This window comes from Acinetobacter piscicola, assembly GCF_015218165.1.
Lineage (GTDB): Bacteria > Pseudomonadota > Gammaproteobacteria > Pseudomonadales > Moraxellaceae > Acinetobacter > Acinetobacter piscicola_A.
This window is the reverse complement of sequence record NZ_CP048659.1, coordinates 3,253,234-3,265,923: the sequence shown is the minus strand read 5'-3', so window position 1 is coordinate 3,265,923 and position 12,690 is coordinate 3,253,234. Positions and strand designations below refer to the sequence as shown.

Annotated in this window: 14 protein-coding genes; 11 read left to right on the top strand and 3 right to left on the bottom strand. The window is 38.6% G+C overall.

What is annotated here, in order from left to right; translation table 11 throughout:
* The first annotated feature begins 51 nt into the window (after nt 1–51).
* The 8 genes from G0028_RS16135 to G0028_RS16100 all read left to right on the top strand — a co-directional run bounded on the left by G0028_RS16135 (nt 52) and on the right by G0028_RS16100 (nt 8,853).
* Nucleotides 52–876 carry a hypothetical protein gene (locus G0028_RS16135; RefSeq protein ID WP_180045000.1) on the top strand — a complete coding sequence of 275 codons (825 nt, stop codon included), beginning with the start codon at nt 52–54 and terminating at the stop codon, nt 874–876.
* Nucleotides 877–969: 93 nt separating this feature from the next.
* Nucleotides 970–1,953, top strand: a complete 984-nt coding sequence (locus G0028_RS16130) for an RsiV family protein (RefSeq protein ID WP_180045001.1) — start codon at nt 970–972, stop codon at nt 1,951–1,953.
* A 36-nt stretch (nt 1,954–1,989) separates the two neighbouring features.
* The gene (locus tag G0028_RS16125; RefSeq protein WP_180045002.1) at nt 1,990–2,814 is read left to right on the top strand and encodes a TatD family hydrolase; all 825 of its coding nucleotides are present in this window, start codon (nt 1,990–1,992) and stop codon (nt 2,812–2,814) included.
* A gap of 123 nt (nt 2,815–2,937) precedes the next feature.
* Nucleotides 2,938–5,694, top strand: coding sequence for an aconitate hydratase AcnA (gene acnA / locus G0028_RS16120; RefSeq protein WP_180045003.1), 2,757 nt, complete (start codon nt 2,938–2,940; stop codon nt 5,692–5,694).
* 169 nt (nt 5,695–5,863) lie between these two features.
* The gene (locus G0028_RS16115) at nt 5,864–6,640 is read left to right on the top strand and encodes a ThiF family adenylyltransferase (RefSeq protein ID WP_130072050.1); all 777 of its coding nucleotides are present in this window, start codon (nt 5,864–5,866) and stop codon (nt 6,638–6,640) included.
* Nucleotides 6,641–6,981: 341 nt separating this feature from the next.
* Nucleotides 6,982–7,626 (top strand): hypothetical protein, encoded by a 645-nt coding sequence (locus tag G0028_RS16110; RefSeq protein ID WP_180045004.1) that lies wholly within the window; start codon nt 6,982–6,984, stop codon nt 7,624–7,626.
* Between the two features lie 144 nt (nt 7,627–7,770).
* Complete coding sequence (locus tag G0028_RS16105; RefSeq protein WP_180045005.1) at nt 7,771–8,175, top strand: hypothetical protein; 405 nt, start codon at nt 7,771–7,773, stop codon at nt 8,173–8,175.
* A 12-nt stretch (nt 8,176–8,187) separates the two neighbouring features.
* Nucleotides 8,188–8,853 carry a CDP-alcohol phosphatidyltransferase family protein gene (locus tag G0028_RS16100; RefSeq protein ID WP_180045006.1) on the top strand — a complete coding sequence of 222 codons (666 nt, stop codon included), beginning with the start codon at nt 8,188–8,190 and terminating at the stop codon, nt 8,851–8,853.
* 46 nt (nt 8,854–8,899) lie between these two features.
* Here G0028_RS16100 and dusA read toward each other — a convergent pair whose 3' ends face one another.
* The gene (gene dusA / locus G0028_RS16095; protein ID WP_180045007.1) at nt 8,900–9,919 is read right to left on the bottom strand and encodes a tRNA dihydrouridine(20/20a) synthase DusA; all 1,020 of its coding nucleotides are present in this window, start codon (nt 9,917–9,919) and stop codon (nt 8,900–8,902) included.
* A gap of 119 nt (nt 9,920–10,038) precedes the next feature.
* Here dusA and G0028_RS16090 point away from each other — a divergent pair, with 119 nt between their 5' ends.
* The 3 genes from G0028_RS16090 to G0028_RS21265 all read left to right on the top strand — a co-directional run bounded on the left by G0028_RS16090 (nt 10,039) and on the right by G0028_RS21265 (nt 11,928).
* Nucleotides 10,039–11,232, top strand: coding sequence for a tyrosine-type recombinase/integrase (locus tag G0028_RS16090; protein ID WP_180045008.1), 1,194 nt, complete (start codon nt 10,039–10,041; stop codon nt 11,230–11,232).
* 214 nt (nt 11,233–11,446) lie between these two features.
* Nucleotides 11,447–11,803, top strand: a complete 357-nt coding sequence (locus tag G0028_RS16085; protein ID WP_120367357.1) for a hypothetical protein — start codon at nt 11,447–11,449, stop codon at nt 11,801–11,803.
* Nucleotides 11,800–11,928, top strand: coding sequence for a hypothetical protein (locus G0028_RS21265; protein WP_257222157.1), 129 nt, complete (start codon nt 11,800–11,802; stop codon nt 11,926–11,928). The genes G0028_RS16085 and G0028_RS21265 overlap by 4 nt, the downstream gene beginning before the upstream one ends.
* A gap of 113 nt (nt 11,929–12,041) precedes the next feature.
* Here G0028_RS21265 and G0028_RS16080 read toward each other — a convergent pair whose 3' ends face one another.
* Both G0028_RS16080 and G0028_RS16075 read right to left on the bottom strand, forming a co-directional pair.
* Complete coding sequence (locus G0028_RS16080; RefSeq protein WP_180045009.1) at nt 12,042–12,323, bottom strand: hypothetical protein; 282 nt, start codon at nt 12,321–12,323, stop codon at nt 12,042–12,044.
* The gene (locus G0028_RS16075; RefSeq protein ID WP_180045010.1) at nt 12,323–12,688 is read right to left on the bottom strand and encodes a hypothetical protein; all 366 of its coding nucleotides are present in this window, start codon (nt 12,686–12,688) and stop codon (nt 12,323–12,325) included. Before G0028_RS16075 ends, G0028_RS16080 begins: the two co-directional genes overlap by 1 nt.
* Nucleotides 12,689–12,690: the final 2 nt, after the last annotated feature.

Genomic DNA, 12,690 nt, shown 5'->3' with positions numbered 1-12,690 from the left:
TGGTCATAGGTTCAAAATACTGAAATATAAGAGACAAAATGAGAGGGCGTAATGTACATTCATAAACGTTTCATGCTGATGCTTTGCCTGGGGATCTTTTTGTCAGCATGTGATTCAAATAAAAAATCATCACCACAAGAAGAATCGAGAGATGCCACTGTACAAGAAAAAGTAGTTGAAAAAGCTGAGGTTTTACCTTATCTAAATATTCAAGAAACAAAAGCAGATTATGCTGTACCATTTTGTGAAAAGAAAAATTGTATAGAAATCGACATACAAACTTTAAAAACTCAAGACCCTTGGTTAAATACTTGGATTGCCAATAACCAGGCCAAGGTGATTCAAGACCAAATTGGGTTAAAACAAAGCATGACTTTGCAGCAAGCTGTGAATGCCTATGTGAAAAAGTCAGATGCGTGGCAAGATGAGTTTTCTAAAAATAAAGCCTATGAACTACATCTGAGTACGAGAATGGCATCACAACGTAATCAGTATGTTTTATTGCAATTGTCGGTGGATACACAACAAGCTGAAGTTACTGTCAAAGCGCGACAATACTTTTTTGTGGCAGATCGTAAAACACAGAAAAGCTTAAGTATTTTGGATGTGATCCAATCGAAACAACAAAATAAACTCAATGCTTGGGTGCAAGAGAAATACCAAGCATGGTTAAAAAAACAAGACAGTCTTGTGCAAAAATCTGCCCCGAAAAAGTTGTATTGGGGGCAGTCAGATTGGTTCTTTGATGGCGAAGGGGTGGGCTTACATTATCGTGCAGGAGAAATTGTGGAAGACGCTCAACAGTTAGATATATATTTTTCTAAACAACAAACCCAAGAAATTTTACAAGCACCCGTGTTTCAATATATGTTTTAAGCTTGGATACAAATAAATATTGAGTGTGTGATGGAGGAGGCATAAGCTAGCAGTATGCCTTTTTTATTTCTATTTGTTTTAAGGTTTTATGAGATGTTAGATCGGAAACACACATGTGTATTGTCTATTTTGATGGTAAGCCTTGCCTTATCTGCTTGTCAGCCGAAAGCAGATCAAAAAGAACAAAAACCGCCTGTAGAACAACAAAGCAGTTCAGAGGTCATCGACACGACATTGACTTTACAAGGTGAAGCCGAAAAAGTGGTATTGGATTTACCTGAATGTAATGGCAATAGTTGTTCTGAATTCACAGTTGAGCGCTTACATACCAATCAATTTGTCGTGGATAGTATTATTGATCAAGCCATCTTAAAAAACTTAGATCAAATCTTGGATGTTGGGCATCAAAGTAAAAGTATTCAAGAAGAAAAGAAAAAGAGTGAACAGCAGCAAAAACAAGATGAACAGCAAGCCAGTAGTAGTGTGATCGCTGCCAATGCGGCAAAAACACCTGCACAAACCATGGCGGATCAGCTTAAACCTTATGTCACGACTTTTGCAGCATTACAAAAAGAGCTGACCAGTTTAGGGGCGAGCAGTAAAATCAGTGTCAGCGTGAGTCCAAAAATTTTGAACTCGACTGAGCCCTTAGCAACAGTTGTATTAAATACCAGTAGCTATTTGGGAGGGGCACATGGTTCAGCTTCACAGGTTTACTATAACTTTGATTTAAAACATCAAAAGCAAGTCAGTTTAGATGATATTGTTGAGCCAAACCAAAAGAAAGCATTAGAAAAATTGGCTTATGAGGCATTTAAAGTTTGGGTAGCGGATAATAAATTGGCGGATAATTTGCAAGAGTATGAGCAAGTCTGGAAATTTAAACTGTCGGATAATTTTTATCTGGGTAAGCAAGGTTTAATTTTACAATATGCTGAATATGAAATTGGTCCATATGTGGTGGGTTTACCCCGCTTAGAGATCCCTTATGACGCACTTAAAACTGTGTTGAAAAAACCGTATTTACCTGTGGAATTGGTGGTAGATCAGCCTGCATCAACCGTGGTTAAAAACTAAATGTTTAAATAGGCAGCGAATACGCTAGCAAAATATATGTCTAAATTGGCTTTGTTTGATACGCATACACATTTTGATGTGGAAGACTTCGATGTAGATCGAGAGGTTTTAGCGTATCAAGCCAAAGCGGTAGGCGTAGAACGTTTGATTCTCATCGGTTTTCAGCAACAACGGTTTGCTGCTTTAATTCAAACGCAACATTTTTTAAATCAATTGCATCAGGCACCGCAAAGTTATTTAGCACCTGGTCTGCATCCGTTTTATATTGAGCAACATGAACAGCAGCATTTGGCAGAGCTAGAACATATTTTAAATCATGAAGATTGTGTGGCAATCGGTGAAATTGGTTTAGATACTTTTTTAAAGCAACATAAACAACCTGCTATGTTGCAAAAGCAAAAAGATTTTTTTGCAGCCCAAATTGAACTTGCACAACAATTTGACAAACCCATACTGTTACATATCCGTAAATCCCATGCGGATGTTCTTGCGATGTTAAAACGACACCATTTTAAACTCGGTGGAATTGCACACGCATTTAGTGGTGGAGTGGAAGAAGCCAAAGCCTTTATTCAACTTGGTTTTAAAATTGGTGTAACAGGACAGATCACCAATCCGAATGCCAAAAAGCTGATCAATGTCGTACAGGCTATTGGGGCAGAACATTTGGTTTTAGAAACCGATTGTCCAGATATGACACCTTTATGCTGCCAAACCTCGCATGAGCACCGTACACGTAATACCCCTGCCAATTTACCTTATGTGCTAGAAGGATTGGCTCAGCAACTCAATATTGCACCTGAAAAACTTGCTGCAATGCTTTGGGAAAATACGTTACAGGCATTACATTTGCCATTTTAAAAAAGTGAAAGTGCTAGAAATTTAACCAATTCATAACATCTATAAATTTGAATTGGCTTACATTAGAACAAGAGCGACTTCTTGCCATCCAATAAAAATGTATTTTACCAAAGGAGTAACCCCATGGGTAAATATAGCCACAAAAACAGTTTTAAAGCATTCAAAGATTTACAGGTTGGTTCAGCACAGTACAAAATTTTTAGTTTAAATGCTGCCCAAGCACAGTTAGATGACTTTTCAAAATTACCTAAATCATTGAAGGTATTGTTAGAAAATCTACTGAGATTTGAAGATGATGTCACAGTCAAAACCGAACATATTTTAGCGTTGGTGAATTGGCAGAAAACACAGAAGTCTGATCAAGAAATCCAATATCGACCTGCACGGGTTTTGATGCAAGATTTTACAGGCGTACCTGCGGTGGTAGATTTGGCTGCTATGCGTGCCGCGGTAGCCAAAGCAGGGGTTGATCCTGACAAAATTAATCCATTGTCTCCTGTCGATTTGGTGATTGACCATTCTGTGATGGTGGATCATTTCGCAACGCCGCAAGCCTTTGAAGAAAATGTCGATATTGAAATGCAAAGAAATGGCGAGCGCTATCAGTTCTTACGTTGGGGACAGTCTGCATTTGATAATTTTAGTGTTGTTCCACCCGGAACAGGGATTTGCCATCAGGTCAACTTAGAATATTTAGCACAAGCGGTATGGCTAGGTGAAAGTGAAGGCGATACTTTTGCATTTCCAGATACCTTGGTCGGGACAGACTCGCACACCACCATGATTAATGGTTTAGGTGTTTTGGGTTGGGGGGTGGGAGGAATCGAAGCTGAAGCGGCAATGTTAGGGCAGCCCATTTCCATGCTGATTCCCGAAGTCATTGGCTTTAAGCTCACAGGCAAATTAAAAGAAGGCATTACTGCCACAGATTTGGTATTAACCATTACACAAATGTTGCGTCAAAAAGGCGTGGTTGGAAAATTTGTAGAATTTTATGGCGATGGTTTAGCGGATTTACCTTTGGCAGATCGTGCCACCATTGCCAATATGGCACCTGAGTATGGTGCAACCTGTGGTTTTTTCCCTGTCGATGAAATTACTTTAGACTATTTAAGACTGACTGGGCGTAAAGCCGAGCGAATTGCCTTGGTGGAAGCCTATTGTAAAGAGCAAGGTTTATGGCGCAATGCAGGTGATGAACCGATTTTTACGGATGTATTAAGCTTAGATATGAGCACAGTACAAGCGAGTGTTGCTGGGCCAAAACGCCCACAAGATCGAGTACTTTTGGCGGATATTCCACACGTATTTGATGCGTTGATGGCACTTGATCTTAAACCTGCCAAAGAAGACAAAGAGCGTTTGGTCAATGAAGGTGGTGCAGGTGCAGCTGTTGATGCTAAACAATCTGCGGTACAAAATGATGAGCCGCACTGTGTGATTGAGGGTAAGCGTTATCCATTGGTGGATGGTGATGTGGTGATTTCAGCAATTACTTCATGTACCAATACCTCTAATCCAAGTGTCATGCTTGCAGCAGGGCTTTTGGCGAAAAAGGCAGTTGAAAAGGGACTGCATCGTAAACCGTGGGTAAAAAGCTCTCTGGCACCAGGTTCAAAAGTGGTGACAGATTATTTGGCTGCGGCAGGTTTAACCCCGTATTTAGATCAATTGGGTTATAACTTAGTGGGTTATGGATGTACCACCTGTATTGGTAATTCTGGGCCTTTACCTCAGCCGATTGAAGATGCAATTCAATGCTATGACTTAAATGTTGCTTCGGTACTTTCGGGTAACCGAAACTTTGAGGGACGTGTACATCCTTTGGTGAAAACCAATTGGTTAGCATCCCCCCCTTTGGTGATTGCATTTGGGCTTATGGGGACGATTCGCAAAGACATTACCCAAGAGCCTTTAGGTGTGGATTTACAAGGGAATAATGTCTATTTAAAAGATATTTGGCCGAGCCAAACAGAAATTGATGCGGTTTTACAAAAATTAAATACCGAGATGTATCATAAAGAATATGCAGCGGTATTTAACGGTGATGAAAAATGGCAAGCTATTTCAATTCCTAATAGCAAAACCTATGAATGGAATGCACAATCGACTTATATTCGTCATCCCCCATTTTTTGAAGGCATTGATCAGCCTGCAAAACCGATAGCCAATATTCTGAGTGCTAATATTTTAGCTGTGCTGGGTGATTCTGTGACGACAGATCATATTTCACCTGCAGGAAATATTAAAGCAGATAGCCCAGCGGGCAGATATTTACAGGCTCAAGGCGTGACACAAAAAGACTTTAACTCCTATGGTTCACGCCGTGGTAATCATGAAGTAATGATGCGAGGCACATTTGCCAATATTCGGATTAAAAATGAAATGTTGGGTGGTGAAGAAGGTGGTAATACGCTTTATATTCCGACAGGTGAGAAGTTGGCAATCTATGATGCTGCTATGAAATATCAAAGCACACAAACGCCATTGGTGATTATTGCAGGGAAAGAATATGGTACAGGTTCATCCCGAGATTGGGCAGCGAAAGGAACAAATTTACTCGGGGTGAAAGCGGTCATTGCAGAAAGTTTTGAGCGTATTCACCGTTCAAACTTGGTCGGAATGGGGGTATTACCTTTGCAGTTTGTGAATAATCAAAGTCGTCAAAGTTTAAACTTAACAGGGCACGAGCAGTTGTCGATTAGGGGGCTGTCGGATGAATTACAACCCCATCAAACTTTAGATGTGGAGTTAAAACGTGCAGATGGTTCAATTGAGCAATTTAAAGTGTTGTGCCGTATTGATACTTTGAATGAAGTAGAATATTTTAAAGCAGGTGGTATTTTACATTATGTATTACGTCATCTGATTGCTGCTTAAAAAATTCAGTTCTCCAAGCCCTACCAGAATGTAGGGCTTTTTTTTATTCATAGATTTAAAATAATCTGCGCTCAATCGAGTGATTCAAGCAAGAGGAAATGGAAAATTTTCGATTTGGCAGTGGAGTTTGTTAAAATGGACAGGATTTTATCAATTTTAGATTTTTGCCATGACTGATGTACTCCAAAATGATGAATATGACCGCCGTTTTGCTGGTGTTGCCAAAATTTATGGAGAAGATGCATTTCAATATTATGAAAAAAGCCATGTCATGGTAATTGGAATTGGGGGAGTAGGTTCGTGGGCGGTTGAAGCTTTGGCGCGTACGGGGGTTGGTGAGTTGACCTTGGTTGACATGGACTCGATTGCAGCCTCAAATATTAACCGCCAATTGCCTGCGATGACGGCAACATTGGGACAAGAAAAAATTGAAGTGATGGCAGAGCGTTGTCGTTCGATTAACCCGAGAATTAAAATCAATTTAGTGGATGATTATCTCAGTGCTGAAAATATCAAAGAAATTTTGGCAGATGCCCCTGATTTAATTTTAGATTGTATTGATGATGTCAAAGCCAAATTGGCGTTAATGTTACATTGTCGTTTTAATAAAATTCCTTTAATTGTATCGGGTGGTGCAGGGGGTAAATTAGACCCACTAAAAATTCGAGTGGCTGATTTATCAAAAACGGAACAAGATCCGATGTTAGCCAAGTTGCGTACACAACTGCGTGGTATGGGCATTTGCAAAAAACCGAAAGATAAATTTGGCATTACCTGTGTTTATTCCATTGATAATCCATTTTCGAGTGCCGATGTATGCGCAAGTGCAGGTTTACGTTGCGGTGGCTATGGCTCAGCTGTTGTGGTGACCTCAAGTTTTGCCATGGTGGCTGTGGCGGAAGTATTGAAAAAGTTGGATCAAATAAAGTCTAAACAGAGAGGTTAAGAGGGTTAAGATTAGCATCTACCAACATAAAAATCCTCAAATATACAAAAACCGTTAGATGTTGTTGCTAAGATTTATATTTTAGTGGCGATCATTAGGGATTTTACGAAATATTTGACTGAATAAAATGATTTCATTTTCGCGTATATCGCGTTATTGGATGTATTTGAGGAATGCTTTGATTAAGCTAGATGACTTCATTCAAGGTATGATTGAGCTTTAAAAATATAAAATAAAAACCATTGAACTTGGAATAGAGATTGTTTAACGTCATCCTTGTGAATCTTATTCTATTTGATTCATAGCGTTAATGATGAATGGCGAGAATCAAAGGTTAGCACGTGAAGACATTATTTTTGGTTTTATTTTTTATGTTGAGTGTTGGATGCTCTTATTTGAAGACGACTCAACAAGTTGAAAATGATGTTAAGGCTCAAATTCAGGAAGCTTTTGATTTAAAAACAAACTTTAAGGATTATCATTTTAAAATTATTGATTTAAAAATTATTGATGAAAGTTTAAATCAATATACGGGTTTAGCCACTGTTGAATATCAAGGTCAAACTCACAAAATGACCGTAAAAATCATGAGAAATGGTGATGAGCTTGTTTGGCGGATTCCTGCGGAAAATTTTGCTTTTGTAAAACAAATACAGCTTGAAAAATATCAGCATGATTTAGATGCAAAACTAAATGCAATCACCATTACCGATAATGATCGACTTTCATATGTCAATCCTAATCTAAATGCTGCGAGTTCTGCAGAAAATGTCGCTGAGATGTTTGCAGCAGAGACTTCTTCTGCATCAGAAATCCTTGAAGATGGAGTAAATTTATCAACTGCGCTTTTAAATGTGGAAGATCGATCCTTAAAATCTTCAGAAGTGGCTGAGAATTTGGAGCAAAAAAATAAAGTTGGGATGGATGTGGAGCATTTAGAATCTAAAAATCTCTATAAAGCTGCTATTCAGGAGCAAGTAAAATAAAGGCTTAAAATTTGAGTAGCATTTAAAAAGTTTCGTCCAACTTATTTTGAAGCTGAGTATATAAAAAATATAAATTATTCGCATTGATTGATATTCATGATTCCACTAAAGTAAAAGAAATTGTACTTACTAAAATGTTTCAAAATGAACAATAAAATTAAAAATACACAACGTTATAATTTTTTGTCGGCTTTTTTTGCTTTTCTACTTTGGGGTTCATGGTCATTTTACATCAACATGACTCAAGGCAATTTGAAAGCAGGCATCATTTCAGGGCTTGCACAAGGCATCTGTAGTTTTATCATTACGCTGCTCATTACACATCTAATTGAAAAACAATTTAATTTTTATCAAATAAAAAGGTTGAAATTATTACTTCCGCCGATGTGCACAATTCTTTTTACAGGGAGTATATTGGTCTTGGTACATCATCTTATTCATACCCCCAATATTTTTAAAACAGTTGCACCTGCATTAACAGTTGCATTTATTTTTGCATTTTTCACTAATTTAAAACTTTATAAGCAATATCAAAATGTTGAATTGTGAGGGAAATATTGGATGTCACAGGAAAATAATTCACCTGAAAACCGCCGCCCGTTGAAAGTACGAGGTGTAGGTTCGGTTAATCAATTTGCCAAATGGTTAAGTCAAAAGTCAATCACGCCGAATCACATTTCATTGCTCAGTATTGTTTTTGCTGCATTTGCTGCAGCATGTTTATTCGCTGCGCCGTACTATGTCGGGAGGATACAATTTGCATTGTATCTTTTAGCTGCATTGTTTATTCAAGGGCGCTTGCTGTGCAATTTGTTTGATGGATTGGTGGCGATCGAGGGTGGAAAGTCTACAGCTTCAGGTGAACTGTTTAACGATATTCCAGATCGAATTTCAGATCCGTTGATTATTATTGCCGCGGGATATTCTATTGGTTGTGTGAGTTATGGTGATATTTTGGGATGGTGTGGGGCATTGCTCGCAGTATTAACCGCATATGTACGAACATTGGCGGTATCGATTGGTGCACCTGCGAATTTCATGGGGCCAATGGCAAAACAACATCGTATGGCATTATTAACCGTTGCCTGTGTGGCGAGTGCAGTGGAACAATGGATTTGGCAACATGATTTTGTCATGTTGTTTGCATTGGTATTGTTAAATCTAGGGGCAGCTGTCACTACGTGGCGTAGGGCTGCATTTGCATATCGCTTTTTAGAGAATAAGTAGCTGAAATATTCCATGTAAATAAGCTCCCGATTTGGGAGCTTATTTTTTAGTGTTGCTTTTCTAAAATGTATTCTTCAGTGCGTTTCATGGCTTCTTTGATATTCATGATTGCATTTTCAACATCAGCAAAAGTTTTGGCATTACCACCACTTAAAGCCTGACGCCATTTACGTGCACCTGGAAGATTTTGGAATAAGCCTAAAATATGACGCGTGATAATGGACAGGGGGGCACCTTCTTCCATACGTTTAGCAATATAAGGCATCATCTGATCCATAATATCAAAACGGTCAGGCAAGTCTAAATTCCACAATTGCCCCAATTCAGCTAAAAGGTAAGGATTGTGATAGGCTTCACGACCAATCATTACACCATCGACATGTTTAAGGTGTTCTTGTGTTTCCGCGAAAGTTTTGATGCCGCCGTTGATCTCGATGAGTAAATCTGGACGTTCTTGTTTTAAACGATAAACATCTTCATAACGTAGCGGTGGCACATCGCGATTTTCTTTGGGGGATAGACCTTTGAGGAGTGCAATGCGTGCATGCACAATAAAATTATTACAGCCTGTTTTAGCCACAGTATCGACAAAATTCAGCATTTCTTCATAAGATTGCATGTCATCAATACCAATACGATGCTTCACGGTCACAGGGATATCTACCGCATGACGCATTTCAGCAATACATTCGGCTACAAGTTCTGGCTCAGCCATTAAACAAGCCCCGATTTTATTATTCTGTACACGGTCACTTGGACAGCCGACATTTAAATTGACTTCATCATAACCCCAGTCTTGCGCCATTTTTGTACATGTCGCTAGCTCTTGGGGGTTGGAGCCACCAAGCTGTAATACAATCGGATGTTCTTCATGGTTATAGTCTAAATGACGATTTGCACCACCGTAGATGATTGCACCTGTCGTGACCATTTCGGTATATAAAATCACGTTTGGATTAAATAGACGTGCAAAAAAACGGTAATCCTTAGTCGTCCAATCCATCATAGGTGCAACGGATATACGTGGAAGCCTTGATATATCAGTGTTTTGTTTTAAATCAGTCATTTAAGCACCTATGAGCATTCGTATCATTTACGATAAATTTGTATCTTTTCCTATCTTTTTGCAACTCTTGCAACTATATTTGCAACCATTCCCCGTTCATTTGAGAAATAGTTGCAAGTATGGGCTATATCACAGAGTTAAAATCCAAAACTAAAGGTACCAGATACAAGGCTGTGATCAATATTCGCAAGCCAAGTGAGGGTATCGAGTACTTTGATACTGAAACATTTAGCACCAGAGCTTTGGCAAAAGCGTGGCTAAAAAGAGAAGAGGACAGATTAGAAAAGAATCCTCACTTGTTGTCAACCGACAAAGATGCTGTGGCATCTGCAGCCATGTCTTTGGCATCCGCAATTACCAGGTATAAATCTGAAACTTCAGACTATGGCAGGACTAAGGCATTTACTCTTGAGATGCTGAAAAAGTTCGATATTTCTCAAAAGTCTTTGGCAGATCTGAAGCGTACTGACTATGCACAACATGCTTTGCGTAGACGTGACGGCTACAAAAATGAAAATTATGATTTAGATCCTGTTGAGCCGAGTACTATTCTTTTTGAGTTCCAGTGCATCAAATCAGTATTGGACCATGCAGAATTGCTTTGGGGTGTCGAGATTGACTTCAATGAATATGAAAAAGCAGTTAAAGGTCTAAGAAAGTCCCGTGTGATTTCAGAATCTGAAGAACGTGATCGATTGCCAACTTCAAAAGAATTACAAGACCTGACCACCTTTGGATATATCGACTTTCATCTGCGTAATCATTCCAGTGTGCCAATTCACCTGATTATGTGGTTGGATATTTATACTGGTAGACGGCTGGGGGAGTTGTCGCGTTTAAAAATAGATAACTTTGATCGTGAACATAAAAAATGGTATCTGGAAGCAGTGAAGCATCCGACCAAAAAGAACAATGACAAATGGTTTGTGGTATCTGACCAGGCTTTGGAAATTATTGATCTGCTACTGCAGCCAGAGATCCGCAAACGAATGCTTAAACGTGGCGGTGATGAATCCATGTTGATTCCATGCCATGAAAATAATATTGCAAAGCAGTGGCAGAAAATTAAGAAACAGGCGGGCATTGATGATCTTCGCTTTCATGACCTACGGCATGAGGCTGCTACACGTTTAGCAGAACAAGGACTGACTATTCCACAGATTCAGCAATATACGCTACACGATGACTGGAACAGCCTTAAACGCTATGTGAATTTGGATATCATAAGAAAAGAATTATTAAATTTCTCAAATGCTATGGATAGAACTGCAAATATTGAGCTGTCTAAAATATTAAATATAAAGGGTTTCTGATGTTGGATAAGAGGAATTAGAACACTATTATGAATATTAAATTACTGTTGTGATTGTTGTATATAATGTATAAAATGTGGCCTGCTTTAACTTAGGGGAAATAATTCTCCTAATTTTTTTATCTGAAAAGATAGGAAAAGTTATATATATTTTTGTTATCTGTGGATAACATGGTTGACTTTTGTGCAACCGACCTAATATAAAGGATATAGACATGATTCGTGATGTAAAACTTGAAGACCTGACCTCCGATGAAAGATTAGCTCTTGAAGAAATCGTGAATGATGCTTATGACAAAATCTTAAGTGCAGCTAATATTGTTTTAAGTCGTTGTCGTAAATCCTTAAATATTAATTATCTGAGAAAAGAAAATCCAACTTTGACTGAGATTTTGAAACAAATGCAAGAGATTTCGGGTCTTATGCAAAATCTTAATCAGGCTGGGTACGTAACTTTTAAAGCAGAAGAATATGTAAAACATGTACAAGACATCGTTGAGGCTGTGGAGTCTGGTCATACAGAGGATCTAGAGCGTCATGTACGTGAACTTAACCAAAGGAGCTTCCTATGAGTCGTTTAGAATTGCAACTTACCCTTGCTAAATTACAAGCTGCTACTGCTAAATTAGATCAGCTGACTAAGCAGTGGGATGCCGCTATGGCAACGCATGATAAGCAGCATAGCCAAGCAGCATGATACGTAATTAATTAAATTAATTAGTTCAAAAAAGGTCTCTAAATAGAGGCCTTTTTGTATTTCTGAAGCCATAAAAAAAGCCTCTGATTAAGAGGCTTTCGATTAACTCTGGGTTAGCTTTTCTTGATTCGACTTGCTTTAACGTTTGTAAGCACTTCATCAACGAGGTCATGCAATATTTTTGCGGCACTGTCTAGTTTGTCAGTGCGTGTCCGACTTAAGCATAGACTAATGCCATTACCTGCAATTATGGTGACGAATTGCATCGCAGACAAGGGTGCATCTTTTGCAATTTCATTGAATGTCGGCACGATATAGCCACCGAAAATTTGATCGGCAACTTGTTTAGCATCACCTTCTAAAACATTATTTACTTCAATTACTTTTGCATCCATCACGCCACCGCCATTTTTTTAATTTTATTAAACGTCTTTGCATCCAATTCCTTTTCAGCAACTTTGAAAAAACGCATCGCCAGCTCCTGCACTGAGTGATTATTTTTCTTCATGATCTTGGCATCTTGATCAAGCAAAGTGACGGTCTGATTGATGCGAGTCAGCATTGAATTAACTTGAGATAATTCAATGTTCAGCAAAGCAATTGAATTACCGTTTTTGCATTTATCCTTTGATTCAATCAAGCCAGCGCGTTTGGCTTTGAGTTGGTCACGTAGATCCAAAAGATCATCACGGCTAAATTGTTGGCTAAGTTTTAAAGGGCTCAGTTCTAACATCTGTTCTTGTGCATTTTCGAGTTTCATCA

What these genes read in the sequence shown, in the direction of transcription:
- G0028_RS16115 (WP_130072050.1), top strand. Translation starts at nt 5,864, where the DNA reads ATGACTGATGTACTCCAAAATGATGAATATGACCGCCGTTTTGCTGGT.
- G0028_RS16125 (WP_180045002.1), top strand. Translation starts at nt 1,990, where the DNA reads ATGTCTAAATTGGCTTTGTTTGATACGCATACACATTTTGATGTGGAA.
- dusA (WP_180045007.1), bottom strand. Translation starts at nt 9,919, where the DNA reads ATGACTGATTTAAAACAAAACACTGATATATCAAGGCTTCCACGTATA.
- G0028_RS16075 (WP_180045010.1), bottom strand. Translation starts at nt 12,688, where the DNA reads ATGAAACTCGAAAATGCACAAGAACAGATGTTAGAACTGAGCCCTTTA.
- G0028_RS16105 (WP_180045005.1), top strand. Translation starts at nt 7,771, where the DNA reads ATGAACAATAAAATTAAAAATACACAACGTTATAATTTTTTGTCGGCT.
- G0028_RS16080 (WP_180045009.1), bottom strand. Translation starts at nt 12,323, where the DNA reads ATGGATGCAAAAGTAATTGAAGTAAATAATGTTTTAGAAGGTGATGCT.
- G0028_RS16085 (WP_120367357.1), top strand. Translation starts at nt 11,447, where the DNA reads ATGATTCGTGATGTAAAACTTGAAGACCTGACCTCCGATGAAAGATTA.
- acnA (WP_180045003.1), top strand. Translation starts at nt 2,938, where the DNA reads ATGGGTAAATATAGCCACAAAAACAGTTTTAAAGCATTCAAAGATTTA.
- G0028_RS21265 (WP_257222157.1), top strand. Translation starts at nt 11,800, where the DNA reads ATGAGTCGTTTAGAATTGCAACTTACCCTTGCTAAATTACAAGCTGCT.
- G0028_RS16130 (WP_180045001.1), top strand. Translation starts at nt 970, where the DNA reads ATGTTAGATCGGAAACACACATGTGTATTGTCTATTTTGATGGTAAGC.
- G0028_RS16090 (WP_180045008.1), top strand. Translation starts at nt 10,039, where the DNA reads ATGGGCTATATCACAGAGTTAAAATCCAAAACTAAAGGTACCAGATAC.
- G0028_RS16100 (WP_180045006.1), top strand. Translation starts at nt 8,188, where the DNA reads ATGTCACAGGAAAATAATTCACCTGAAAACCGCCGCCCGTTGAAAGTA.
- G0028_RS16135 (WP_180045000.1), top strand. Translation starts at nt 52, where the DNA reads ATGTACATTCATAAACGTTTCATGCTGATGCTTTGCCTGGGGATCTTT.